This window comes from Pseudomonas sp. NPDC087803 (genome assembly GCF_044742995.1).
GTDB lineage: Bacteria > Pseudomonadota > Gammaproteobacteria > Pseudomonadales > Pseudomonadaceae > Aquipseudomonas.
Window position 1 is genome coordinate 19,790 of sequence record NZ_JBIUVO010000022.1, and the last position, 26,138, is coordinate 45,927.

Here is a 26,138-nt window from a genome sequence, read left to right on the forward strand (position 1 = left end):
ATGAGCACAAAGATCATCAGTCTGGTTTCCATCGGTGCGCACCCGACTTCGGGCCGGCCACGCCGCGCCGATCACGACGCGCGCGCCGTGGAACTGGGCCTGCAACTGGCTGGGGATAACCTGCAAGTGCTGCATGCCGGGGATGTTGCCGAACCGGCGCTGCGCGCCTATCTGGGCATGGGCCTGGAACAGCTGCATGTGCTGGAACAACCCGCTGGCGCCGACGCCTTGCCGGCGCTGACCGCGTATCTGCGCGAGGCCGGCGCCCAGGTAGTGCTGACCGGCACTCAGGCGGAAACCGGTGAAGGCTCCGGCATGCTGCCGTTCCTGCTCGCCGAAGGGCTGGGCTGGCCGCTGGTGGTGGGGCTGGCACAGGTCGAGTCGATCAATGACGGCTCGGCGCTGGTGCTGCAAGCCTTGCCCCGTGGGCAGCGGCGGCGCTTGAAGGTGCGCCTGCCGTTTCTGGCGACTGTCGATAATGCCGCGCCCAAGCCGCGACAGAGTGCGTATGGCCCGGCGCAGCGCGGGGTGCTGAACGCCGACGACGTTGAAGTCGTCGACGATGAATTGCTGGCCGTCGCGACCTTGCAACAGGCCAAGCCTCGGCCGAAACGCTTGAAGGTGATCAAGGCCAAGAGCGGTGCGGACCGGATGAAAGCCGCCACGGCCAAGGCCAGTGGCGGCGGGGGGCAAGTGCTCAAAGGCGTTACGGCGCAGGCCGGGGCGGAAGCGATCCTCAAGCTGCTGATCGAAGAAGGCGTCGTGCGCTAGCCACAATCTTCCAGGCACGGAATAACCCTTGTGGGAGCGGGCTTGCTCGCGAAAGCGTCGTTTCAGCTGCATCAAAGCTGAATGACCCACCGCTTTCGCGAGCAAGCCCGCTCCCACATTGGAATCCATGTGAACCTGACTGAATATGTTTACCCACAATCCCTGTTGGCGGATCTGTGGATAACGTGTTCGCCCATCCCTACACCCCACGCCAATCAAGCCTTCCAGGCCTCAGCTCAAAAAACAACCAGCCTAAGTCGCGGTTTTCTCTGGCTTTTTCCTCTGAATAACGGCGCAAGTTGCCCCCAATCTCTGTTGGCGTTTCTGTGGACAAGATGTTCGCTGTCCGCTGCAAGCCATATAAAACGTGGTCTGTAGATAATTGGTCAATAAGTGATCAGTTGGGCTTTTCAAGCTGATAATTCTTGCGCAAACCCTGATTTCACAGCGCTTGCGCCGCTTTTCCACAGCCGCCGCAAAGTTACCCCCGAAGTCTGTTGGCGCTTCTGTGGATAACGTGTTCGCCATCCTCTACAGGCCATATGAGACGTGGCTTGCAGAGATTTGATCAAAAAACACTCAATCCGTCCTGCAAAGCGTGCTTCTGGATAAGTCACGATTTTTCTTCACAAATCAGTCAGTTATTTTTCTGCTCAGGAACAGTTACCCCCAATTGCTGTGGGTGGCTGTGTGGATAACTTGTTCGTCAAACCCTGCAAGCCCCGCCAGCCATAGTCGAAAGCGCAATTGATCACATTTCATACAGTTCTAAGCGGCTGCCTTGACTTCGATTCCTCGCCTGTCTTCACTGCAATGGCACAAGGACAGCCGTCACTTATCCACATCTGGTTCTGGGAGAACGCATGATGGATAGCCGCCCACATCGCCCGAACCCCTCGCCACGCAAGCGCACGTTACGTCGTGCGGCCAATCAACACGCTCGTCTGTAGCGTCCGTCCTGCTTCCACCGCTGTGCTGTCGCCGGGTTCGCCCCGGAGGCCAGGTGCTCGTTCGCCCATTGATTGCAGGCAACCGCAGAGTTGTCCCATCAGCCTGAGAAAGGATCAGTCTCATGACACGCATCGCAACGCCCATCAGCGAGATCAAAGAACACTACGACGTCATTGTCATCGGCTCCGGCTATGGCGGCGGCATTGCTGCATCGCGCCTGTCCCGGGCCGGCAAGCAGGTGTGCCTGCTGGAACGCGGGCGGGAAATCCAGCCCGGCGAATACCCCAACACCATGATTGCCGCCACCGAAGAGCTGCAAGTGCACGACCCCGACGGCCACATCGGTTCGCGCACCGGGCTGTTCGACCTGCATGTCAATGCGCAGCAGAACGTGGTGGTCGGTTGCGGCCTCGGCGGCACATCGTTGATCAATGCCAACGTCGCGCTTGAACCCGAGCCCGGTGTGTTCGAGGACCCGCGCTGGCCGCAGGCGGTGCGCGAACACCGCGACACCCTGCTCAAGGACGGTTACGCCCGCGCCCGGGAAATGCTCAAACCCAATCCGTACCCGAGCACCGCGCCGAACCTGCCCAAGCTCGACGCCAACAAAAAGTCTGCGGACTTCCTCAAACAAGGCGCGCACTTCTACAAGCCGCCGATCAACGTGACCTTCGACAAACTGCCGAACAACCTCAACCACGTCGGCGTCGAGCAACTGCCGTGCAACCAGTGCGGCGACTGCGTCTCGGGCTGTAACAACAAGGCGAAGAACACCACGCTGATGAACTATCTGCCGGACGCCTGGAACCACGGCGCGGAGATTTTCTGTCAGGCCGAGGTGCGGCATCTGGAACGTGATGGCGATGGCTGGATCGTGCACTTCCAGTACCTCGACAGCGGGCGCGAGAAATTCGACGCGCCGACGCTGTTTGTGAAAGCCGATATCGTCGTGGTCTCCGCTGGCACTCTCGGTTCTACCGAGATCCTGTTGCGCTCACGGGACAAGGGCCTGGTGATGTCCGGCCAGCTCGGCGAGAACATGAGCGGCAACGGCGACATCCTCGGCTTCGGCCACAACTGCGAGCAGACCATCAATGGCATCGGTTTCGGCGCGCATTCGGCGAAGGAACTGCAGCCGGTTGGCCCGTGTATCACTTCGATCATCGACATGCGCACCGAAGGTGACTGGCGCAGCCGCATGGTCATCGAGGAAGGCTCGATCCCCGGCGCGCTCGGTCGGCCCATGGTGCCGGCGATGGCCGGGTTCGCCGAGATGATCGGCAAGGCCACCGACGACAGTTTCAGCGGCAAGCTTGGCTACAAGGAGCGCGAGGCCGAAAGCTTCCTGCGCGGCCCGTATTACGGCGCGCTGCACAACATGCAGACCTACCTGATCATGAGCCACGACAGCGGCCAGGGGCGGATGATTCTCGACAACAAGGATCAGTTGCGCATCGACTGGCCGGGTGTCGGCGAGCAGGAAAACTTCAAGCTCGGCAACGAACGGCTGTACCAGAGCACCAAGGCGCTGGGCGGGGTCTGGGTGGAGAATCCGATCTGGACCCAACTGCTCAGGCACAGCATCGTCTCGGTGCATCCGCTGGGCGGTTGCGTGATGGGCGAAGATGCCGCGCAAGGCGTGGTCAATCACAAGGGCCAAGTGTTCAGCGGCGCGAGCGGCACTGATGTCTACCCTAGCCTGTACGTGACCGACGGCGCGGTGATCCCGACGTCGCTGGCGGTCAATCCGCTGCTGACCATCTCCGCCGTGAGCGAGCGCAACATGGGCCTGCTGGCCGCCGACCGGGGTTGGCAGATCGACTACACGCTGCCGTCGGCACCGCGCAAGCAGGTGGCGCCGCCGACCCTCGGCGTGCAGTTCACCGAAACCATGAAGGGCTATTTCTCCCGGGCCTTCACCGCCGCGCAGAGCACCGATCTGAAAGTCTACGAAGCGGCGGCCAAGCGCGGCGAGGCGGACAACTCGCCGATCGACTTCACCCTGACCATCACCGCCAACGACTTGAACCGGATGATCAAGGAGCCGGAACACGCCGCGACCATCGTCGGCACGGTCAACGCCCCGGCGCTGTCGCCACAACCGCTGACCGCCAGCAACGGCGTGTTCAACCTGTTCGAGCAATTCGAGCAGCAGGTCGACACGCGCCACATGAAATACGATATGAAGCTGACCGCCGAGGACGGCAGCGACTATTTCTTCAGCGCCTTCAAAACCGTGCCGGAAGACAACGGCGTGCTGAACATCTGGCACGACACCAGCACCCTGTACGTGACGCTATATCGCGGGTCGGACAAGTCGGGCGAGGTGATCGGCTCCGGGGTGATGCACATTCATCCGACCGATTTCGCCAAGCAGATGACTACCATGAAAGTGCTCAACGCGCGTAACGAGCGCGAGCGCATCGAAGGGCTGGCGCGGTTCGGCAAGTTCTTCGCCGGGATTCTCTGGGAGAGCTACGGCGGGGTGTTCGCCGGTGACAAATATTTCAACCCCGACGCGCCGCCACGCCTGAAACGGCCGCTGGATGCGCCGACCCCGGCGGTGCATTTCTTCCCCACCGAGGATGGCGTCGAGCTGCGCCTGACCCGTTATCAGGCCGGCAGCAAAGGCCCGGTGATGCTGGTGCATGGCTTGGGCGTCGGATCGAATATCTTTTCCACTGACACCATCCAGACCAATCTGCTGGAGTACCTGTGCAAGCACGACTATGACGTGTGGCTACTGGATTTTCGCGTGAGCATCCTGCTGCCGGCGAGCAAGAAGGAATGGAACGGCGACCAGATCGCCCAGTACGACTTCAAGGCTGCCATTGCGCAAATTCAGCAGGAGACCCAGGCCAAAGACGTGCAATGCGTGGTGCATTGCTACGGCGCGACCACGTTCTTCATGTCGTTGCTGGCAGGGCTGCAAGGTGTGCGCTCGGTGGTCTGCTCGCAGATTGCCGCTGACACGGTGGTCGCCACGGCTACCGGATTGAAGGCCGGTCTGCACCTGCCGGGGATGCTCGATGCGATCGGCATCAAGTCGATGACGGCTTACGCCGACAGCAAGGAGAACTGGTTCAACCGCCTCTACGACAAGGCCCTCAACGGCTACGCACGGATCGAGGCGCAGGGTTATTGCACCAATCCGGTGTGCCACCGCATCACCTTCATGTACGCCTCGCTGTATCGCCACGACACCCTCAACGAAACCCTGCACGACAACCTGCACGAACTGTTCGGCGAGTCGAACATCGAGACCTTCGAGCACCTGGCGCTGATCGTGCGCAAAGGGCATCTGGTGGATTTCAAGGGCAACGACGTGTACATGCCGCACTTCGAGCGGCTGACGATGCCGATCTGCTTTATCAGCGGCGCGGACAACCAGTGTTACCTGCCGGAAAGCACGCTCAAGACCTACCAGCGCGTCTGCGACGTCCACGGGCCGGAACGCTACAGCCGGCACGTGGTGCCGGGCTACGGCCACATCGACTGCATGTTCGGCAAGAACGCAGTGGTGGATGTGTATCCGCTCATCCTCGAGCACTTGGAGAAAACGGCCCTCGGTTGAGATCGATTACTGATTTCTGTGTTGAGGAGATTCTCTGTGGCGAGGGGATTCATCCCCGATCGGCTGCACAGCAGTCGTAAAACCTGAGTGCGCGGTCATCCTGACAGACCGCGCTGGCAGGATTTGGGGCCGCTTCGCGACCCATCGGGGATAAATCCCCTCACCACAGGGGACATCGCTGGTTGGTGGTCAGAAGGAAATGGATGAGATGGATACCTGTATCCGCTGGTTTCAACGCTTCATCTGGATCGGCATTGCAATGAACATGGTGTTCGCGATCCCGGCGCTGTTTGCGCCGGGGTTGCTGACATCGGTGGTAGGTCTGCCGCCGCAACTCTCCGACCCGTGGCTGGAAAACGCCGGGATGCTGCTGGTGGGCATCAGCGTGTTTTACATGCCGTCGGGCTTCAACGCGCCGCGCTACGTGGTGCATTCGTGGCTCTGCGTACTGACGCGGCTGATCGCCGTGGTGTTCTGGATTTACCTGATCAATACGAGCATTCAGGGTTCGGTGTTCGTGCCGATGCTGATGGGCGATCTGAGCTTCTTTCTGATCCTTGGCATTCTGCTGTACCTCGGCACCACGCCCGAGCACCGGCCATGGGCATTGCTCTGCGATGGCTGGCGCGAGTGGCGCGCCGCCTGGGCGCGGCAATGGCAGAGCCACGCGTTCAAGGTCGGTACCTTGATCGTAGTGGCAGTGCTCGGCTTCATCGGTTACCAGACCTGGTACCAGATGCTGCGGGTGGTGCCGGAGCAGGAATACGCCTCCGACGAAGATCATTACAAATACGCCGCCATCGGCCTGGGCATCGAAGCGCGGATCCCGTATTACCTGTTCGCCGTGCTGCCACAGATGTGCCCGGAAAAACTGCCCAAACCCGGCGGCTGGGAAGTCTTCGGCTTTCTCTATGAGAACGGCAAGGACCTGCCGATCGGCATGGCCAAGCGACAAATCGGCTACCCGACCGTGGAGCCAAACTGCGCGCTGTGCCACACCGGCTCCTATCGGGCCAATGCCAGCGACGTTGCGGTCAACGTGCCCAGCGCGCCGGCCAACACCCTGCAACTGCAGGCCTTCCAGTGGTTTGCCTACGATTGCGCCAGCGATCCGAAATTCACCACCGACGCGGTGATGGCGGCGATCAACGGCAAATTCCAGCTGGGCTTTTTCGAGAAGCTGTACAACCGCTACCTGATCATCCCGATGGCCAAGAGCGCTTTGCTCAAGCAGAAACAGGCCTACGCCTGGCAGAAGCTGCGCCCCGCTCAAGGACCCGGTCGCACCGACACCTTCAACCCGACGAAAATGGTGGTGTTCGGCTTCCCGGATGACTCGACCATCGGCACCGTCGACCTGCCGCAAGTGTGGAACCAGAAACCACGGGAGACCATGTACCTGCACTGGGACGGCAATAACAACAAGATCCACGAACGCAACTACGCCGCCGCGATGGCAGTGGGCGCAACGCCGGAATCGGTGCTGCCGCCGAGCTTCAACCGGGTGACCAACTGGCTGCTCGGGCACAAGCCGCCGGCGTGGCCGTGGGCGCTGGATCAGGCCAGGGTCGCGCAAGGCAAACCGATCTGGGAAGCCAATTGCGCCGGTTGCCATGACTTCGGGCGCGCCGACACCGGGCAGGTCACCACCAACATTGATCAACTGGGCACCGATCCACATCGGCTGGACTCGTTCACCACCGGTCTGGTGACCGCGTTCCATACCTTCAAGAAACCGCCGTTCGACTTCGGCGCGTATCGCAAGACCCAGAGCTACAGCAACACGCCGACTGACGGCATCTGGCTGCGTGCGCCGTACCTGCACAACGGTTCGGTGCCGACCCTGTGGGACCTGCTGCAACCGCCGGAAAAACGTCCGGTGGTGTTCATCACCGGCTCCGACGTCTACGACCCGGTCAACGTCGGTTTCGTCACCACCGGTGCCCAGGCCAAAGCCTCGGCGGATTTCAAATACGACACCCGACTGGAGGGCAACCACAACAGCGGTCACCTGTATGGCACCACGCTGTCGGACGCCGACAAGCGTGCGCTGATCGAATTCATGAAAACCCTGTGAGCCCTTACGGATAGAGGATTACGCCATGTCAGCGGTCGGTCATCTGAAACACGAATACGACAAGGTCAAAGTGCGCATTCACGGCTTGTTCACGCGCATGGAAATGGCCTGGATGAAGCTCATCAGCGAACTTGAACCGCAGGAGTTCGAGGCCATTATCAAGTTGCTGCAGCGCGGTCACGATCAGGCGCAATACGTGCTGAAAAACGGCGAGTTGCCCGGCGACGAACCGGCGGTGCCGTGGGAGTTGTCCCATGGTCTGTCGATCCTGCGGATCGGCAACGCTACGCCTTTGCCGCAGTCGAGTGATCAGTTGCAAACCCGGGTGCTGAAGGACGGCAGCCTGCTGGGTTGTCGCAAGTGGGAACTGCTCGATCTGCTGTGGAGCGAGGCGCTGCTGAAGTGGATCGAAAACCTGCGTCACCACGCGACCTTCGGCACCGACCCGGCGGTGGTGCAGATGGAGCGCGACGTGACCCTGGCGATTGCCGGCGATTGGGGTACCGGCCCCTTTGACAGTCACGCGCCGGCGGTGTCGGTGGCCAACCAGATGCAACTGGCGCAGGCCGATTTCACCATCCATCTGGGTGACGTGTATTACGCCGGCAGCCACTCGCAGGAAGACGTCGACATGGCCGGTTGGCCGATGGGCAGCCACGGTTCCTTCACCCTCAATTCCAACCATGAGATGTACAGCGGCGCCCACGGTTATTTCAAGGAGCTGGCCAAGCGCTTTCCGGGACAGCAGGGCACCAGTTATTTCGCCTTGATCAATGATGACTGGCTGGTGGTCGGCCTGGACTCGGCGTACGCCTCGGATGCAATGAACCTGTACATGGACGGCACGCTGAACGAGCCGCAGATTGTGTGGATGAAGGGCCTGCCGAAACGCAAAAAAATCATGGTGCTCAGCCATCATCAGGGCTTCGACATCTCCGGGCACAACAAGACCGCGCTGTATCAACCGGTGTGCGATGCCCTGGGGCGCGAGCCGGATTACTGGTACTGGGGGCATCTGCACAACGGCATCGTCTATGCGCAACAGGGCGGTTTGCGTGCGCGCTGCGCCGGGCACGGGGCGATTCCCTATGGCAACGCCAGCGAGCTGGACGGGCATTCGCGGGTGTTGTGGTCGGAGACGCAGGATGCCAACGACCCGGCGTATCCGCTGCGGGTGTTGAATGGCTACGCGAAAATCCGGCTGGTGGGGGAGGATATTTTTGAGGAGTTTATTGGGGAGGATGGCAGTGTGAGGTGGTCGTCCAAGTGATGAGGTGAATGTTCTGACGCCATCGCTGGCAAGCCAGCTCCCACAGGTTTGAGGTGTTCACAACATTTGTGTACACCAGAGAACCCTGTGGGAGCTGGCTTGCCAGCGATGCTTTTAGCCCTGGACAGGGACGCCTTTGAGGTACGGCGCAGGCTCAGCCCCAAGGTTGTTGAGCATCCGCTCGCTGTACCAGTCCACGAAGTTGACCACGCCAAACTCATAGGTCTTGGAGTACGGCCCAGGCTGATAAGCGGTGGAGTTGATCCCGCGCTGGTTCTCTTCGGCCAGACGCCGGTCCTGATCGTTGGTCGCGTCCCACACCTGGCGCATGCGTTCGACGTCGTAATCCACGCCTTCCACTGCATCTTTATGCACCAGCCACTTGGTAGTGACCATGGTTTCCTGGGCGCTGATCGGCCACACGGTGAAGACGATGATGTGGTCGCCCATGCAGTGGTTCCACGAGTGCGGCAGGTGCAGGATGCGCATCGAGCCGAGGTCGGGGTTCTTGATCCGGCCCATCAGTCTGGCGCAGCCCTGTTTGCCGTCCAGGGTCATCGACACGGTGCCCTTGAGCAGCGGCATGCGCACGATGCGGTTGCGCAGGCCGAAGCTGGCGTGGGCGTAAGGGATCTTCTCGGCTTCCCACGCCGCGGCGGAGGCGGCGACGTGATCCTTGAATGCCTGATCGGCGCGCGGGTCGGTGACGTCGTCCCATTCCAGCAGGGTTTTCAGCAGTTCCGGGTGCGAGGCGTTGCAGTGGTAGCACTCGCGGTTGTTTTCCAGCACCAGTTTCCAGTTGGCCTTTTCCATCAAGGTGGTGGTGATCGCCACCTTGGTGTTCTCCATGTCGTACGGTTCCATGTAGTGGTTCAGCGTCGACAGGAAGTCATCAATGGCCGGCGGATTCTCCGCCAGGCTGATGAAGATGTAGCCGCCGGCGGTCTTCACGTTCACCGGTTTGAGGCCGTACTGCTTCATGTCGAAGTCGGCGCCCATCTCGGTGCCCGCGAACAGCAGGCGGCCGTCCAGCTCATAGGTCCACTGGTGGTAGTGGCAGACCAGTTTGGCGACCTTGCCCTTGTCGCTGGTGCACAGGCGCGAGCCACGGTGGCGGCAGACGTTGTGAAACGCGTGGACCACACCGTCGGCGCCACGAATGACGATGATCGGGTTTTTGCCGATCTGCAGGGTGATGTAGTTGCCCTTGGCCGGGATCTCGCAGGTCATGCCAGCGATCAACCACTCTTTCTGAAAAATCTCCTGCATGTCGATATCGAACAGACGCTCGTCGCTGTAGAACGGCTGCGGCAGCGAAAAGGTGCGCTCGCGCTCCTGCAGCATCTGTGCGGTGGCCTTGCGTGCGGGTTCCAGCGGATCGCCCAGGCTGATTTTTGCGGTGACGTCCATCGATGTATTCCTCAAGGCCATCTGCGTGGCCGCGAAAGTGGCTGATCAGGGTTGCTACGCAAGGTGTAAAGAATCTGTTTGATGTGAGGCGAGTGTGGGGCCGGCGCCGGGCGGAACCTTATCCATGGGCGACATGGCGCAATCTGTTCCCGACGCGCAACCCCCGGTGGTTGGGGGCTGGTCGCGATAAGTATGTGAATGTCGCGGATAGGTAAACGGGCGGTTCACGCTATACGCAGAATCGCCACATGAAGGCCGACAGTCGGCCGTGGAGAACAGCATGTCCAACAGCTTCCTGAATCCGGTCACCACCCAGACCTGGGCCAATGGCCGACACATCGTCCGTTGCGTCAAAGTCATCCAGGAAACCTGGGACGTGCGCACCTTCTGTTTCATGGCCGACCAGCCGATCCTGTTCTTCTTCAAACCCGGACAGTTCGTGACTCTGGAGCTGGAAATCGATGGCCAGCCGATCATGCGCTCGTACACCATCTCCAGTTCGCCGTCGGTGCCGTACAGCTTCTCGGTAACCATCAAGCGCGTGCCCGGCGGCAAGGTCTCCAACTGGCTGCACGACACGTTGCATGAAGGCCAGGAGCTGGCGGTGCACGGGCCGGTGGGGCTGTTCAACGCCATCGACTTCCCTAGCCCGAAAGTGCTGTATCTCAGCGGCGGCGTCGGGATCACCCCGTGCATGTCGATGGCACGCTGGTTCTACGACACCAACGCCAATGTCGACATGACCTTTATCCACAGCGCGCGCTCGCCGAAAGACATCATTTACCACCGCGAGCTGGAGCACATGGCGTCGCGGATCGACAACTTCAGCCTGCACCTGATCTGCGAAAAACACGGGCTGGGCGAGCCGTGGGCCGGTTATCGCGGCTACCTCAATCACAAGATGCTCGAACTGATGGTGCCGGACTTCCTCGAACGCGAAGTGTTCTGCTGCGGCCCGACGCCATACATGACCGCGGTCAAACGCTTGCTGGAAGCCGCCGGTTACGACATGTCGCGCTACCACGAGGAGTCCTTCGGCGCCACACCACCGGAAGCTCGTGCCGACGCGGTGGAACAGGCCGAACAGGCGGCCGAGGCACCGGAAATCGACGCAGCGGATCTGCATCAGGTCGAGTTCACCGCCTCCGGCAAGAGCATTCGCGTGGCCCCGGGCGAAACCGTCCACGCAGCCGCGGCCAAGCTTGGCCTGATGATCCCGAAAGCCTGCGGCATGGGGATTTGCGGCACCTGCAAGGTGCTCAAGCTCGGTGGCGAAGTGGAGATGGAGCACAACGGCGGGATCACCGAGGATGACGAGGCGGAAGGGTTCATCCTGTCGTGCTGCAGCGTGCCGAAGGGCGACGTGCGAATCGAATTCTAAGGCTTTGCACAAACCCAATGTGGGAGCGGGCTTGCTCGCGAAGGCGTCGGATCAGTCGGCAAATGTGTTGAATGACACACCGCTTTCGCGAGCAAGCCCGCTCCCACAAGGGAATGTGTTTTCAGTCGATGAACAGGTCGGGCATCAGGGTTGCGTTGCTGTCCGGATCAAATCGGTAATGGTCGAATTCGGTCACGCCGCTCTCCCGCAAAATCTCCTCATCAATCAACAGCCGGCCAGTGATCTGCCGTTGGTGGCTGCTCAGAATCACATGCGCCGCATCCGCCATGATCGCTGGCGTGCGCGCATGCTTGAACGACTCGCGACTGCCCAACTGAAACTCGATTGCCGCCGTGGCAATCATCGTCTGCGGCCACAGCGAATTGACGCTGATGCCGTAACTGGCGAATTCTTCGCTCATGCCCACGGTAAGCATGCTCATGCCGTATTTGGTCACGGTGTACGGGCTGTACTGGGCGAACCATTTGCTCGCCAGGTTCAGCGGCGGCGAAAGGTTGAGGATGTGGCCGGCGGATTTTTTCAGATAGGGCAGGGCGGCCTGGCTGCACAGCAACACCGCGCGGGTGTTGATCTGGTGCATCAGGTCGAAACGCTTGAGTTCGATGTGTTGCACACCGGTGAGCTTGATCGCCCCGGCGTTGTTCACCAGCGCATCAATGCCGCCGAAATGTTCATTGGCCTGGGCCAGTGCACTGCGCACCGCGTCTTCATCACGCACATCCAGTTGCAGCGCCAATGCCTTGCCGCCAGCGGCTTCGACTTCTGCTGCGACGCTGTGGATGGTGCCGGGCAGTTTCGGATGGGCTTCGGCGCTTTTGGCCGCAATCACGATATTGGCCCCGTCCTTGGCGGCGCGCAGCGCAATCTCACGCCCGATGCCGCGGCTGGCGCCGGTGATGAACAGGGTTTTGCCTTGTAGCGACATGCCGATGCTCCTGCTTGTTGTTATGTGAGCGGAGGGCTCGACAGACAATGTAGACCAAGCAGCTGGCGGGGTAGGGATGGGCGGAGATGACTTGTGGTGAGGGGATTTATCCCCGATGGGTTGCGCAGCAGCCCCAAAACCTGTGAACGCGATCTACCAGTAAGACCGCGTTCTCAGGATTTACGACTGCTGCGCAGCCGATCGGGGATAAATCCCCTCGCCACAAGGGATCACCTCATTACCGGAGATCACCTGATCCGGGGTTCATTTGCCAAGGAATCAGGCCGACATCACTTCGCGGATGTCGCGGGCCAGTTCGCGTACGCGTTCTTCTTCGGTGTCCCACGAGCACATGAAACGTGCGCCGCCCTTGCCGATGAAGGTGTAGAAGCGCCAGTTCTTCGCGGTCAGCGCGGCGATCGCCGGTTCCGAGAGTTGCAGGAACACGCCGTTGGCCTGCACCGGGAACATCAGTTCCACGCCGGGGATGTCGCTGACCAGTTCGGCCAGCAATTGCGCGCAGTGGTTGGCGTGGCGGGCGTACTTGAGCCAGGCGTCGTTTTCGAGGATGCCGACCCACGGTGCCGAGAGGAAACGCATTTTCGACGCCAGTTGCCCGGCCTGTTTGCAGCGGTAGTCGAAGTCTTCGGCCAGTTTGTGGTTGAAGAACAGAATCGCTTCACCCACCGCCATACCGTTCTTGGTGCCGCCGAAGCACAGCACGTCGACGCCGGCCTTCCAGGTCAGGTCGGCCGGCGAGCAGCCGAGGAAGGCGCAAGCGTTGGAGAAACGCGCGCCGTCCATATGCAGGTGCAGGCCCAGCTCTTTGCAGGTGGCGCTGATGGCGCGGACTTCTTCCGGGGTGTAGACGCTGCCGACTTCAGTGGCCTGGGTCAGGGTCACGACACGCGGTTTCGGGTAGTGAATGTCCTGGCGCTTGAGCGCGACTTCACGGATCGACTGCGGGGTGATCTTGCCGTTTTCGGTGCCGGCGATCAGCAGTTTCGAGCCGTTGGAGAAGAATTCCGGGGCGCCGCATTCGTCGGTTTCGACGTGGGCGGTTTCCGAGCAGATCACGCTGTGGTAACTCTGGCACAGTGACGACAGCGCCAGCGAGTTGGCGGCGGTGCCGTTGAAGGCGAAGAACACTTCGCAGTCGGTTTCGAACAATTTGCGGAAATAGTCCGAAGCGCGTGCGGTCCATTCATCGTCGCCATAGGCACGCTGGTGGCCGTGGTTGGCCTGTTCCATGGCAGCCCAGGCTTCAGGGCAGATACCGGAGTAGTTATCGCTGGCGAATTGTTGGCTCTTGTCGGTCATGGCCGGCTTCCGTGGTCGAGACTCTTGTGAAGGCTCGTGGTCAATGATGGTGCGCACTTTACCGAAGATCTTCCGGGGAGCACACGGGATGTCGCTGTCAGAAAATTACCAGTTTGTTGCCCGATTATGCACGTGACTAAACGCGACGGCGCGCTGGATTTGCTCAAGTGGCTGGCGCTGCTGAGCATGCTGCTCGATCACCTGCGATATGTCGGGATCAGCGCCGATTGGCTGTATGTTCCGGGGCGACTGGCGTTCCCGTGGTTCTGTCTGGCGATGGCGGCGAACCTTGCCCGGGCCGGTGCGCAGAAGACCGAGTGGCGCTACCTGGGCTGGTTGCTGCTATTCAGTGCGGTCAGCGAAATTCCCTATCGTTTGTACATTCCTGATCCCGACACCTTGAACGTGATGCCCACGCTGGCGCTGGGATTGCTGGTGGCGCGGGGCTGGCAGGATCGGTCGCTGTTGTCGCGGCTTTTGGGCGTCGCTGCCTTGCTGCTGGCGGTGCTGTTTTCGCAGTGGCTGATGTTCGGCGTGTTTGGCGTGTTGCTGCCGCTGGCGCTGCTGTGGGTGATCCGTCGCCCCTGGTATTTCGGTCTGCTGCCGGGGCTGGTGTGTCTGGCGGGGAATCAGTGGCAGGTGCTGTATGAGGCGGCGGAGTTTGGCAACTACGTGGCGGTGTTCGGCATCGCGGCATGCCTGATTGCGCCAATGCTTGGGCTGTTCTTGTTGCGACACTTCAGATCTATCCATCCGCTGCCCATGCGCCGTTGGGCGTACGCCCTTTACCCCGCGCATTTCCTCCTGTTACTCGCCATTCGCGCGGCCTGCACATAACCCCTGTGGGAGCGGGCTTGCTCGCGATAGCGGTGAATCAGACGGCATAGATGGCGACTGACACACCCCTTTCGCGAGCAAGCCCGCTCCCACAAGGGATCTGCGTGGATTCATTCGGTCATTTCCCGCCATGTCGTAAACGCACCTTTGCGTGGCGTCCGTAGGCATTTGAGCTGTCTGCGCCGGTCATACCATCGCATCAAAGGGCACCGTCGCAAGCCGCGTGCCTGACCAAGACAAAATGGCGCACCGCCGCCGCTGGGAGAGACGCGATGTTCAGCAAGCAAGACCGGATCCAGGGTTACGACGATGCACTGCTGGCGGCGATGAATGCCGAGGAGCAACGTCAGGAAGATCACATCGAGCTGATCGCGTCGGAGAACTACACCAGCAAACGCGTGATGGAAGCGCAAGGCAGCGGCCTGACCAACAAGTACGCCGAAGGTTATCCGGGCAAGCGCTACTACGGTGGCTGCGAGCATGTGGATAAAGTCGAAGCACTGGCCATCGAACGCGCCAAGCAACTGTTCGGTGCCGATTACGCCAACGTCCAGCCGCACTCCGGTTCTTCGGCCAACAGCGCCGTGTACCTGGCGCTGATCCAGCCGGGCGACACCATTCTCGGCATGAGCCTGGCCCACGGCGGTCACCTGACCCACGGCGCGAAAGTGTCGTCCTCGGGCAAGCTGTACAACGCCGTGCAGTACGGGATCAACACCGACACCGGGCTGATCGATTACGACGAAGTCGAGCGTCTGGCCGTCGAGTGCAAGCCGAAGATGATCGTTGCCGGTTTCTCCGCTTATTCGAAGACCCTGGACTTCCCGCGCTTCCGGCAGATCGCCGACAAGGTTGGTGCGCTGCTGTTCGTCGACATGGCTCACGTGGCCGGTCTGGTCGCTGCTGGTCTCTACCCGAATCCGCTGCCGTACGCCGACGTGGTCACCACCACCACGCACAAAACCCTGCGCGGTCCGCGTGGCGGGCTGATCCTTGCCAAGTCCAACGAAGAGATCGAGAAGAAGCTCAACGCCGCGGTTTTCCCCGGTGCCCAGGGCGGCCCGCTGATGCACGTTATCGCCGGTAAAGCGGTGTGCTTCAAGGAAGCGCTGGAGCCTGGCTTCAAGGCTTATCAGCAACAAGTGATCGACAACGCCAAGGCGATGGCCAGCGTGTTTATCAAACGTGGCTACGATGTAGTGTCCGGCGGTACCGACAACCATTTGTTCCTGGTCAGCCTGATCCGTCAGGGCCTGACCGGCAAAGACGCCGACGCCGCCCTCGGCCGTGCGCACATCACCGTCAACAAGAACGCCGTGCCGAACGACCCGCAGTCGCCGTTCGTGACCTCGGGCCTGCGCATCGGCACCCCGGCCGTCACCACCCGCGGCTTCAAGGTCGCCCAGTGCGAAGTGCTGGCCGGCTGGATCTGCGACATCCTCGACAACCTCGGTGACGCCGACGTCGAAGCGAATGTGGCCAAGAACGTCGCGGCACTGTGCGCCGACTACCCGGTTTATCGCTGAGCGGTTTGGAGTAAATGACTATGCAACGCTATTCGGGCTTCGGCCTCTTCAAACACTCCCTCAGCCACCACGAAAACTGGCAGCGCATGTGGCGCACGCCGACGCCGAAGAAGGTCTACGACGTGGTCATCGTTGGCGGCGGCGGGCACGGTCTGGCGACCGCCTACTACCTGGCGAAAGAGCACGGCATCACCAACGTCGCCGTGGTCGAGAAGGGCTGGCTGGGCGGCGGCAACACCGCGCGCAACACCACCATCGTGCGTTCCAACTACCTGTGGGACGAGTCGGCGCACCTGTACGAGCACGCGATGAAACTATGGGAAGGCCTGTCGCAGGACCTGAACTACAACGTGATGTTCTCCCAGCGCGGCGTTTACAACCTGTGCCACACCCTGCAAGACATCCGTGATTCCGAGCGTCGGGTCAGCGCCAACCGCCTCAACGGCGTCGACGGCGAACTGCTCAATGCCCAGCAAGTGGCCGACGAGATCCCGTACCTCGACTGCTCGAAAAACACCCGCTACCCGGTGATGGGCGCGACCGTTCAGCGTCGTGGTGGCGTCGCCCGTCACGATGCCGTGGCCTGGGGCTTTGCCCGTGCCGCCGACGCCCTTGGTGTGGACTTGATCCAGCAGACCGAAGTGATCGGTTTCCGCAAGGAAAACGGCGTGTGCATCGGCGTTGAAACCAACAAGGGCTTCATCGGCGCCAAGCGTGTCGGTGTGGTCACTGCCGGTAACTCTGGACACATGGCCAAGCTCGCCGGTTTCCGTCTGCCGATCGAATCCCACCCGCTGCAAGCGCTGGTGTCCGAACCGATCAAACCGATTATCGACAGCGTGATCATGTCCAACGCCGTGCACGGTTACATCAGCCAGTCGGACAAAGGCGACCTGGTGATCGGCGCCGGTATCGACGGCTACAACGGCTACGGCCAGCGTGGTTCGTACCCGGTGATCGAGCACACCATTCAGGCCATCGTTGAGATGTTCCCGGTGTTGTCGCGGGTGCGCATGAACCGCCAGTGGGGCGGCATCGTCGACACCACTCCGGACGCCTGCCCGATCATTTCGAAAACCCCGGTGCCGAACATGTTCTTCAACTGCGGTTGGGGCACCGGTGGCTTCAAGGCCACTCCCGGCTCGGGCAACGTGTTTGCCGCCAGCCTCGCCAAGGGTGAAATGCACCCGTTGGCGGCACCGTTTTCCATCGACCGTTTCCACAACGGCGCACTCATCGACGAACACGGCGCTGCTGCCGTCGCCCACTAACAGGAGAAATCCCCATGTTGCATATCTTCTGTCCTCACTGCGGCGAACTGCGCTCCGAAGAGGAATTCCACGCATCCGGCCAGGCGCACATCCCGCGTCCGCTGGATCCGAACGCCTGCACCGATGAAGAGTGGGGCGACTACATGTTCTTCCGCGACAACCCGCGCGGTCTGCACCACGAACTGTGGGATCACGTCGCCGGTTGCCGTCAGTACTTCAACGTCACCCGCGACACCGTGACTTACGAGATTCTCGAAACCTACAAGATCGGCACCAAGCCGCAATTCACCGACAAGGCTGATTCGGCGAAAACAGCCACGACGGCGCTGGGAGAGAAGGTATGAGCCAGACCAATCGCCTGTCCAACGGTGGACGGATCGACCGCAACAAAGTGCTGAGCTTCACCTTCAACGGTCAGAGCTACAAAGGCTTCGAGGGCGACTCGCTGGCCTCGGCACTGATCGCCAACGGCGTCGACATCATCGGTCGCAGCTTCAAGTATTCGCGTCCACGCGGGATCTTCGCCGCCGGTGCCGAAGAGCCGAACGCGGTGCTGCAGATCGGGGCCACCGAAGCCACGCAGATTCCCAACGTGCGCGCCACGCAACAGGCGCTGTACCAAGGCCTGGTGGCCACCAGCACCAACGGCTGGCCCAGCGTCAACAACGACATGATGGGCATTCTCGGCAAGGTCGGCGGCAAGCTGATGCCGCCGGGTTTCTACTACAAAACCTTCATGTACCCGCAATCGTTCTGGATGACTTACGAGAAGTACATTCGCAAGGCTGCCGGTTTGGGCCGTTCGCCGACCGAAGTCGATCCGGACACCTACGACTACATGAACCAGCACTGCGACGTGCTGATCGTCGGCGCCGGCCCTGCCGGTCTCGCCGCTGCCCTGGCGGCTGCGCGCAGCGGTGCGCGGGTGATCCTCGCTGATGAGCAGGAAGAGTTCGGCGGCAGCCTGCTCGATTCCCGCGAAAGCCTCGACGGCAAACCGGCGATCGAGTGGGTGGCCAGCGTCATCGCTGAACTCAAGGACACCCCGGACGTGCTGCTGTTGCCGCGCGCCACGGTCAACGGTTACCACGACCACAACTTCCTGACCATTCACGAACGCCTCACCGATCACCTCGGTGACCGTGCGCCAATCGGTCAGGTGCGTCAGCGCATCCACCGGGTTCGCGCCAAGCGTGTGGTGCTGGCGACCGGCGCGCACGAGCGTCCGCTGGTCTACGGCAACAACGATGTGCCGGGTAACATGCTTGCCGGCGCGGTCTCGACTTACGTACGCCGTTACGGCGTGGCACCGGGCAAGAAGCTGGTGCTGAGCACCAACAACGATCACGCCTACCGCGTGGCGCTGGACTGGCTCGACGCCAGCCTGCAAGTGGTGGCCATCGCCGATGCACGCAGCAATCCGCGTGGCGCACTGGTGGAAGAAGCCCGCGCCAAAGGCATTCGCATCCTCACCGGCAGCGCCGTGATCGAGGCCCGTGGCAGCAAGCGCGTCACCGCTGCCCGCGTCGCCGCGATTGACGTGAAAGCGCACAGCGTGACCAGCCCGGGCGAATGGCTCGACTGCGACGTGATCGCCAGTTCCGGCGGTTACAGCCCTGTCGTGCACCTGGCTTCGCACCTCGGTGGCAAGCCGATCTGGCGCGAAGATATCCTCGGTTTCGTACCGGGCGAAGCACCGCAGAAGCGTGTGTGCGTCGGTGGCATCAACGGCGTCTACGGCCTCGGTGATTCGCTGGCCGATGGCTTCGAAGGTGGCGCACGCGCTGCCAGTGAAGCCGGCTTCGGAGTGGTCGAGGGCACGCTGCCAAAAGCGCTGAGCCGTCTCGAAGAAGCGACGCTGGCGCTGTTCCAGGTGCCGCACGAGAAGGGCACTGCGCGGGCGCCGAAGCAATTCGTCGACCTGCAGAACGACGTCACCGCCGCCGCCATCGAACTGGCGACCCGCGAAGGTTTCGAGTCGGTCGAGCACGTCAAACGCTACACCGCACTGGGCTTCGGTACCGATCAGGGCAAGCTCGGCAACGTCAACGGTCTGGCCATCGCCGCGCGCTCGCTGAACGTGACCATCCCGCAGATGGGCACCACGATGTTCCGTCCCAACTACACGCCGGTGACGTTCGGCGCCGTGGCCGGTCGTCACTGCGGGCACATCTTCGAGCCGGTGCGTTACACCGCGCTGCATCAATGGCACCTGAAAAACGGCGCGGAGTTTGAAGACGTCGGCCAGTGGAAACGTCCGTGGTACTTCCCGAAAAACGGTGAAGACCTGCACGCCGCGGTGAAGCGCGAATGCAAAGCCGTGCGCGACAGCGTCGGCCTGCTCGATGCCTCGACCCTCGGCAAGATCGACATTCAAGGCCCGGATGCCCGCGAGTTTCTCAACCGCGTCTACACCAACGCCTGGACCAAGCTCGACGTGGGCAAGGCGCGTTATGGCCTGATGTGCAAAGAAGACGGCATGGTTTTCGACGACGGGGTGACGGCGTGTCTGGCCGACAACCATTTCGTCATGACCACCACCACCGGCGGCGCCGCGCGCGTGCTGCAATGGCTGGAGCTGTACCACCAGACCGAATGGCCAGAGATGAAGGTGTATTTCACTTCCGTCACCGACCACTGGGCGACCATGACCCTGTCCGGGCCGAACAGCCGCAAGCTGCTCAGCGCCGTGACCGACATTGATCTGAGCAACGAAGCCTTCCCGTTCATGACCTGGAAAGAAGGTCTGGTCGGCGGTGTGCCGGCGCGGGTGTTCCGCATCTCGTTCACCGGGGAGCTGTCGTACGAAGTCAACGTGCAGGCCGATTACGCGATGGGCGTGCTGGAGAAGATCGTCGAGGCCGGCAAGCAGTACAACCTGACGCCGTACGGCACGGAAACCATGCACGTCCTGCGGGCGGAGAAGGGCTTCATCATCGTCGGCCAGGACACCGACGGCTCGATGACCCCGGACGACCTGAACATGGGCTGGTGCGTCGGTCGCACCAAACCGTTCTCGTGGATCGGCCAGCGCGGCATGAACCGTGAAGACTGCGTGCGTGATCAGCGCAAACAACTGGTGGGTCTGAAGCCGATTGATCCGAACGTCTGGCTGCCGGAGGGTGCGCAACTGGTGTTCAACACCAAGCAGGCGATCCCGATGACCATGGTCGGCCACGTGACCTCCAGCTACGCGCACAACTCCCTCGGTTATTCGTTTGCCATGGGCGTGGTCAAGGGCGGTCTCAAGCGCATGGGCGAGCGGGTGTTTGCGCCGCTGGCCGATGGCAGCGTGATCGAGGCGGAGATCGTTTCTTCGGTGTTCTTCGATCCGAAGGGCGATCGGCAGAACATTTGATGGCCTCAGGAATTGTGGGCGGGCGGCTATTCGCGAGCAGGCTCGCTCCCACATTCGACCGCGTTCCCCTGTGGGAGCGAGCCTGCTCGCGAAAGCGGCAGATCAGCCACCGCAGGAACCAACAGAATTCAGGAAGGTGCTTTATGACCACAGCCAACGTGTACCAACAACGCCCGACCACCGGGGCCCGTGCCGAGTCGTCGCTGCACCATGCCGACCTCGCCAGCCTGGCCGGCAAGGGGCGCAAGAACGCCGGCGTGTTCGTGCGTGAAAAGAAACTCCTCGGTCACCTGACCATTCGTGGCGACGGCCACGACGCCGCGTTCGCTGCCGGTGTGCACAAGGCGCTCGGCATCGAGTTGCCCGGCGCCCTGAGCGTGATCGTCAAAGGCGAAACCAGCCTGCAATGGATGGGCCCGGACGAGTGGCTGCTGATCGTGCCGAGCGGTGAAGAGTTCGCCGCCGAGCAGAAACTGCGCGAAGCGCTGGGCGATCTGCACATCGCGATCGTCAACGTCAGCGGCGGCCAGCAGGTGCTCGAACTGAGCGGGCCGAATGTGCGTCAGGTGCTGATGAAATCCACCAGCTACGACGTGCACCCGAACAACTTCCCGGTCGGTAAAGCGGTGGGCACGGTATTCGCCAAATCGCAGCTGATGATTCGCCACACCGCCGAAGACACCTGGGAACTGCTGATCCGCCGCAGCTTCTCGGACTACTGGTGGCTGTGGTTGCAGGATGCGTCGGCCGAGTACGGGTTGAGCGTTCAGGCCTAAGTAGATTGAGTTGCAACGGCTTGTGAGTAGGGCTTGAGATCCTACCCCCTCACCCCAGCCCTCTCCCCCAAGGGGGAGAGGGGGAAAGGGAGCCGATCTTTGGCGTTATTAACAATTGCGGCCGGCGTGAAATTGCTTTTCTCAGACCTGAGTTCGGCTCGGTATTTCACGTCGGTGTAGCTCGAAAGAACAACCCGGTCAGTCCCCTCTCCCTCGGGGAGAGGGCTAGGGTGAGGGGAAAACTCCCTGACACCCCGCACAAAGAACAGGAGTCACCGCACCATGAGCCGCGCCCCAGACACATGGATTCTGACCGCCGACTGCCCCAGTGTGCTCGGCACGGTGGACGCGGTGACGCGTTTTCTGTTCGAGCAGGGTTGCTACGTCACCGAGCACCATTCGTTCGATGACCGGCTCTCGGGCCGCTTCTTCATTCGCGTGGAATTCCGTCAGCCTGACGGTTTCGACGAACAATCCTTCCGCGCCGGCCTTGCCGAGCGTGGGCAGGCGTTCGGCATGGTCTTCGAGCTGACCGCACCGAACTACCGGCCGAAAGTGGTGATCATGGTTTCCAAGGCCGATCACTGCCTCAACGATTTGCTCTACCGCCAGCGCATCGGCCAGTTGTCGATGGACGTAGCGGCGGTGGTATCCAACCATCCGGATCTCAAGCCGCTGGCCGACTGGCACCAGATTCCCTACTACCATTTCCCCCTCGACCCCAACGACAAGCCGGCGCAGGAGCGTCAGGTGTGGCAGGTGATCGAAGAGTCCGGCGCCGAACTGGTGATCCTCGCCCGTTACATGCAGGTGCTGTCACCGGAACTGTGCCGCAAGCTCGATGGCAAGGCGATCAACATTCACCACTCGCTGCTACCGGGGTTCAAGGGCGCCAAGCCGTATCACCAGGCCTACAACAAGGGCGTGAAACTGGTCGGCGCGACGGCGCATTACATCAACAACGATCTGGATGAAGGGCCGATCATCGCCCAGGGTGTCGAGGCGGTGGATCACAGCCATTACCCGGAGGATCTGATTGCCAAGGGGCGGGATATCGAAGGGCTGACCCTGGCCCGGGCCGTTGGTTATCACATTGAGCGCAGGGTGTTTCTCAACGCCAATCGCACGGTCGTTCTCTAGATCGCCATCGCTGGCAAGCCAGCTCCCACAGAGATTTGTGTCGTATACAAAATCTGAATCCAACCCGAATCCTGTGGGAGCTGGCTTGCCAGCGATGAGGCCATAACAAGCAACACAACAATCAGCATCTGTACCCGAGCACTTAACGCGCTGCCTGCCTGGGCAACGCGGTTCCATAAAAACAACAGCGAGGTGAAAGCATGTCTGGCAATCGTGGTGTGGTGTATCTCGGCGCTGGCAAGGTCGAAGTGCAGAAAATCGACTATCCGAAAATGCAGGACCCGCGCGGCAGGAAGATCGAGCACGGGGTGATCCTGCGTGTGGTCTCTACCAACATTTGTGGCTCCGACCAGCACATGGTGCGCGGCCGGACCACGGCGCAGACCGGTCTGGTGCTGGGCCATGAAATTACTGGCGAAGTGATCGAAAAGGGATCCGACGTCGAGAACCTGAAAATCGGCGACCTGGTCTCCGTACCGTTCAACGTGGCTTGCGGGCGCTGCCGTTCCTGCAAGGAACAACACACCGGCGTCTGCCTGACCGTCAACCCGGCCCGTGCCGGCGGTGCTTACGGTTATGTCGACATGGGCGACTGGACTGGCGGTCAGGCCGAGTACGTGCTGGTGCCGTACGCCGACTTCAACCTGCTGAAACTGCCGGATCGCGACAAGGCCATGGAGAAAATCCGCGACCTGACCTGCCTCTCCGACATTCTGCCGACCGGCTATCACGGCGCGGTGACGGCGGGCGTTGGTCCGGGCAGCACGGTTTACATCGCCGGTGCCGGCCCGGTCGGCCTGGCCGCTGCGGCTTCGGCGCGTTTGCTGGGGGCGGCGGTGGTGATCATCGGCGACGTCAACACCATCCGCCTGGCGCACGCCAAGGCCCAGGGTTTTGAGGTGGTCGACCTGTCCAAGGACACGCCGCTGCACGAGCAGATCGCCGAGTTGCTGGGCGAGCCGGAAGTCGATTGTGCAGTCGACTGCGTGGGCTTCGAAGCGCGCGGCCACGGGCATGACGGGGTGAAATCCGAAGCCCCGGCCACCGTGCTCAACTCGCTGATGGGCGTGGTGCGTGTCGCCGGCAAGATCGGTATCCCGGGCCTGTACGTGACCGAAGATCCGGGTGCCGTGGACGCCGCCGCGAAAATGGGCAGCCTGAGCATCCGCTTCGGTCTGGGCTGGGCCAAATCCCACAGCTTCCACACCGGCCAGACCCCGGTGATGAAGTACAACCGCCAGCTGATGCAGGCGATCATGTGGGACCGCATCAACATCGCCGAAGTGGTCGGCGTGCAAGTCATCAGCCTCGATCAGGCGCCGGAAGGTTACGGCGAGTTCGATGCCGGTGTGCCGAAGAAGTTTGTGATCGATCCGCATCGGTTGTTCAGTGCGGCGTGATGATTGAACGGCGACCTTCGGGTCGCTGTTTTCAGATCAAAAGATCGCAGCCTTCGGCAGCTCCTACAGGGATCGGTGTAGGAGCTGCCGAAGGCTGCGATCTTTTGACTTTAGGCAATCAGAGGGCTGCCAAAGCGCCTTGGTAAAGCACCGGCCCGGTCGGCTGTCCGGTCGGCGAGCCACCCTTGGGTTCCAGACTCACCGCCAGCGCAATCGGCTGGCCGATCAAGACTTTCTGCGCCTCGCTGAGCTCGACTTTGCCTTTGCCCCCCAGCGGAATCACACCCAGCGAAATCGGCTTGCCATCCGCCGGTATCGCCCACAATTCCAGGCTGCGATCCGGTCCGACTGCCGCCAGTGTCAGCGGTTCGACCTGCAGATAATCGGCATGCGCCTCGACTTTCAGCGCCGGTTGCGCGTCGGCGCTCAGCAGGGTGGCGCGGTAGCGGGCGTCGTCGCGGTTGTACAGCGAACCGAGGAACACCAGCACCACGATCGAACACAGCGCGGCGGTGACCCGCAGCCAGTTCCAGAACGGACGTTTTTCCGGGACGTGCAGCACTTGCGGTTCGATGCGTGCGGTGATGCCTTGCCACACCCGATCCGGCACCGCTTGCTCCGGCAGCGTTTCGGTAAGGCTGGCCAGGCTCTCCTGCCACTGCGCCAACTCGGTTCGCAGTGCCGCGTCCTCCAGCAGCAATTGTTCAAAGCGCCTGCGCGCTGCCGCCGACATCAGGCCGATGGCGTAATCGGCAGCGAGGGCGCGGCGCAGGGTGGGGGTCTGGTAGTTCATGATTCAAGGCACCTGCGCAGACGCTCCATGCCGCGACGAATCCACGACTTCACCGAACCCAGCGGGGCGGCCAGGTGCTCGGCGAGTTCTGTGCACGACAGGCCCTGGAAGTAGGCGACGCTGATCGACTGGCGCTGCATGCCGTCGAGGGTGTCCAGGCAACGGTGCAACGCGCTGGCTTCGCGGCTGCTGTTCAACAGATCGTGAGCCGTAGGGCCTTCGTCCGGCAGGGTGTCCTGTTCGAAGTCGGTCAGCGGCCGCTCGCGCTGTTTGCGCAACTGGTCGATGGCCTGATGGCGGGTGATGTTGATCATCCAGGTCAGCGGCGCCGACAAATGGGCTTCGTAGCGCGAGGCGTTGTTCCAGATACGCACGAAGCTTTCCTGCAACACTTCTTCGGCCAGATCCGTCCGACCCATGAAGCGCAGGGCCACGCCGTGCAGGCGCGGGCCAACGCTGCGATAGAGCGTTTCGAATGCACCACGGTCGCCCAGTGAGCACTGGGCCAACAGCTGGCGCAACTGATCGTGGTCGGCGATGGAAATGACGGTTCTCCAGGCAATGGGCGGGCGACGAGGGCGCTGCTCGGGCTGTTCACAGGCTAGTTCAGCGACAGCGCTTGTGCCATTCATCTCGGGTTATCCGCGGTTTCACGTTTTATATACGTGGCTATGCTGAAAATGGATGCGCCGGCGAGGAACATGCCGGTTGAAACCCGGTCAAATCGGCAGTTTTGCCGCCTATCGAGGGCGGTCACCACAGCGCAAGAGGATGTCTGAATGAAGATTTCACGCGGTATTGCCTTGGCTTCACTGATGACCCTTGCAGCGAGCCCGGTGTTCGCCGGCTTCAGTCTGGACGACGTGACCAAAGCGGCTTCGAGCATGCAGGGTGGCAACGCTGCCACCGCCGCCGCGCCGACCTCGGAAACCGCCGGTTTGCTGCAAGCGGTCACCGGTCTCGGTGTTACGCCGCAGCAAGCCGTCGGTGGCACCAGCGCCATGCTTGGCCTGGCCAAGAACCAATTGAGCAGCACCGATTATTCGCAGTTGGCCAAAGAAGTGCCGGGCATCGACAAATTGTCGGGCGGCAGCGGTAACCTGGCGGCGTTGAGCGGCTTGCTTGGCTCGTCGGGCAAGTCAGCCGGGCTGGAAAATGCGCTGGGCAATGTGAAGAACACCAGCGACCTGAACAATGCCTTCGGTGCCTTGGGCATGGACAGCGGCATGGTCGGCCAGTTTGCCCCGGTGCTGCTCAAGTACCTGGGTGATCAAGGTGTCGGCGGCCCGATTCTGCAGAGCCTGGGCAGCATCTGGGGCGCCGGCACCGGTAGCTGA

At 61.6% G+C, this 26,138-nt stretch carries 19 protein-coding genes; 14 read left to right on the forward strand and 5 right to left on the reverse strand.

All coding sequences use genetic code 11. The features are described 5' to 3' along the window. The 4 genes from ACIOUG_RS14055 (at nucleotide 1) to ACIOUG_RS14070 (ending at nucleotide 8,643) form a co-directional block, all read left to right on the forward strand. Nucleotides 1-771, forward strand: coding sequence for an electron transfer flavoprotein subunit beta (locus ACIOUG_RS14055; protein ID WP_401066380.1), 771 nt, complete (start codon nucleotides 1-3; stop codon nucleotides 769-771). Between the two features lie 1,072 nt (nucleotides 772-1,843). After that, nucleotides 1,844-5,296, forward strand: coding sequence for a GMC oxidoreductase (locus ACIOUG_RS14060; RefSeq protein WP_401066382.1), 3,453 nt, complete (start codon nucleotides 1,844-1,846; stop codon nucleotides 5,294-5,296). A 208-nt stretch (nucleotides 5,297-5,504) separates the two neighbouring features. Continuing rightward, nucleotides 5,505-7,373 carry a hypothetical protein gene (locus tag ACIOUG_RS14065; protein WP_401066383.1) on the forward strand — a complete coding sequence of 623 codons (1,869 nt, stop codon included), beginning with the start codon at nucleotides 5,505-5,507 and terminating at the stop codon, nucleotides 7,371-7,373. 25 nt (nucleotides 7,374-7,398) lie between these two features. Further along, nucleotides 7,399-8,643 (forward strand): metallophosphoesterase family protein, encoded by a 1,245-nt coding sequence (locus tag ACIOUG_RS14070; RefSeq protein WP_401066385.1) that lies wholly within the window; start codon nucleotides 7,399-7,401, stop codon nucleotides 8,641-8,643. A 114-nt stretch (nucleotides 8,644-8,757) separates the two neighbouring features. Here ACIOUG_RS14070 and gbcA read toward each other — a convergent pair whose 3' ends face one another. Beyond that, nucleotides 8,758-10,053 carry a glycine-betaine demethylase subunit GbcA gene (gene gbcA / locus ACIOUG_RS14075; RefSeq protein WP_401066387.1) on the reverse strand — a complete coding sequence of 432 codons (1,296 nt, stop codon included), beginning with the start codon at nucleotides 10,051-10,053 and terminating at the stop codon, nucleotides 8,758-8,760. Between the two features lie 280 nt (nucleotides 10,054-10,333). Here gbcA and gbcB point away from each other — a divergent pair, with 280 nt between their 5' ends. Beyond that, entirely contained in the window at nucleotides 10,334-11,434 is a 1,101-nt protein-coding gene (gene gbcB / locus ACIOUG_RS14080; protein ID WP_003228970.1) for a glycine-betaine demethylase subunit GbcB, read from the forward strand. A gap of 121 nt (nucleotides 11,435-11,555) precedes the next feature. Here the strand turns inward: gbcB and ACIOUG_RS14085 are convergent, their stop codons facing one another. Together ACIOUG_RS14085 and ACIOUG_RS14090 are read right to left on the reverse strand one after the other, a co-directional pair. Then, on the reverse strand, nucleotides 11,556-12,380 hold the full coding sequence (locus ACIOUG_RS14085) for an SDR family oxidoreductase (protein ID WP_401066389.1): 825 nt from the start codon (nucleotides 12,378-12,380) through the stop codon (nucleotides 11,556-11,558). Nucleotides 12,381-12,659: 279 nt separating this feature from the next. After that, nucleotides 12,660-13,700, reverse strand: coding sequence for a low specificity L-threonine aldolase (locus ACIOUG_RS14090; protein WP_003228968.1), 1,041 nt, complete (start codon nucleotides 13,698-13,700; stop codon nucleotides 12,660-12,662). Nucleotides 13,701-13,826: 126 nt separating this feature from the next. On the opposite strand from ACIOUG_RS14090, the gene ACIOUG_RS14095 reads away from it, so the two are divergent. From ACIOUG_RS14095 to fdhA, 8 genes are all read left to right on the forward strand, one after another. After that, entirely contained in the window at nucleotides 13,827-14,537 is a 711-nt protein-coding gene (locus ACIOUG_RS14095; RefSeq protein ID WP_401066390.1) for a TraX family protein, read from the forward strand. A 272-nt stretch (nucleotides 14,538-14,809) separates the two neighbouring features. Then, nucleotides 14,810-16,063 (forward strand): serine hydroxymethyltransferase, encoded by a 1,254-nt coding sequence (gene glyA, locus ACIOUG_RS14100; protein WP_401066392.1) that lies wholly within the window; start codon nucleotides 14,810-14,812, stop codon nucleotides 16,061-16,063. Between the two features lie 20 nt (nucleotides 16,064-16,083). Continuing rightward, a complete protein-coding gene (locus ACIOUG_RS14105) occupies nucleotides 16,084-17,334 on the forward strand; it encodes a sarcosine oxidase subunit beta (protein ID WP_027617102.1) in 1,251 nt (416 codons plus the stop codon). A gap of 14 nt (nucleotides 17,335-17,348) precedes the next feature. Beyond that, nucleotides 17,349-17,678, forward strand: coding sequence for a sarcosine oxidase subunit delta (locus ACIOUG_RS14110; RefSeq protein WP_047596487.1), 330 nt, complete (start codon nucleotides 17,349-17,351; stop codon nucleotides 17,676-17,678). After that, nucleotides 17,675-20,692 carry a sarcosine oxidase subunit alpha gene (locus ACIOUG_RS14115; RefSeq protein ID WP_401066394.1) on the forward strand — a complete coding sequence of 1,006 codons (3,018 nt, stop codon included), beginning with the start codon at nucleotides 17,675-17,677 and terminating at the stop codon, nucleotides 20,690-20,692. The genes ACIOUG_RS14110 and ACIOUG_RS14115 overlap by 4 nt, the downstream gene beginning before the upstream one ends. Before the next feature lie 143 nt (nucleotides 20,693-20,835). Beyond that, complete coding sequence (locus tag ACIOUG_RS14120) at nucleotides 20,836-21,468, forward strand: sarcosine oxidase subunit gamma (RefSeq protein ID WP_401066396.1); 633 nt, start codon at nucleotides 20,836-20,838, stop codon at nucleotides 21,466-21,468. Nucleotides 21,469-21,750: 282 nt separating this feature from the next. Further along, the gene (gene purU / locus ACIOUG_RS14125) at nucleotides 21,751-22,608 is read left to right on the forward strand and encodes a formyltetrahydrofolate deformylase (protein ID WP_003228959.1); all 858 of its coding nucleotides are present in this window, start codon (nucleotides 21,751-21,753) and stop codon (nucleotides 22,606-22,608) included. A 200-nt stretch (nucleotides 22,609-22,808) separates the two neighbouring features. Further along, nucleotides 22,809-24,008 (forward strand): formaldehyde dehydrogenase, glutathione-independent, encoded by a 1,200-nt coding sequence (fdhA, locus tag ACIOUG_RS14130; RefSeq protein WP_103484819.1) that lies wholly within the window; start codon nucleotides 22,809-22,811, stop codon nucleotides 24,006-24,008. A 118-nt stretch (nucleotides 24,009-24,126) separates the two neighbouring features. Here fdhA and ACIOUG_RS14135 read toward each other — a convergent pair whose 3' ends face one another. Together ACIOUG_RS14135 and ACIOUG_RS14140 are read right to left on the reverse strand one after the other, a co-directional pair. Next, on the reverse strand, nucleotides 24,127-24,801 hold the full coding sequence (locus ACIOUG_RS14135; RefSeq protein WP_401066398.1) for an anti-sigma factor domain-containing protein: 675 nt from the start codon (nucleotides 24,799-24,801) through the stop codon (nucleotides 24,127-24,129). Next, nucleotides 24,798-25,433, reverse strand: a complete 636-nt coding sequence (locus ACIOUG_RS14140; RefSeq protein ID WP_401066400.1) for an RNA polymerase sigma factor — start codon at nucleotides 25,431-25,433, stop codon at nucleotides 24,798-24,800. The genes ACIOUG_RS14135 and ACIOUG_RS14140 overlap by 4 nt, the downstream gene beginning before the upstream one ends. A 147-nt stretch (nucleotides 25,434-25,580) precedes the next feature. Here ACIOUG_RS14140 and ACIOUG_RS14145 point away from each other — a divergent pair, with 147 nt between their 5' ends. After that, entirely contained in the window at nucleotides 25,581-26,138 is a 558-nt protein-coding gene (locus ACIOUG_RS14145; RefSeq protein ID WP_007962589.1) for a DUF2780 domain-containing protein, read from the forward strand.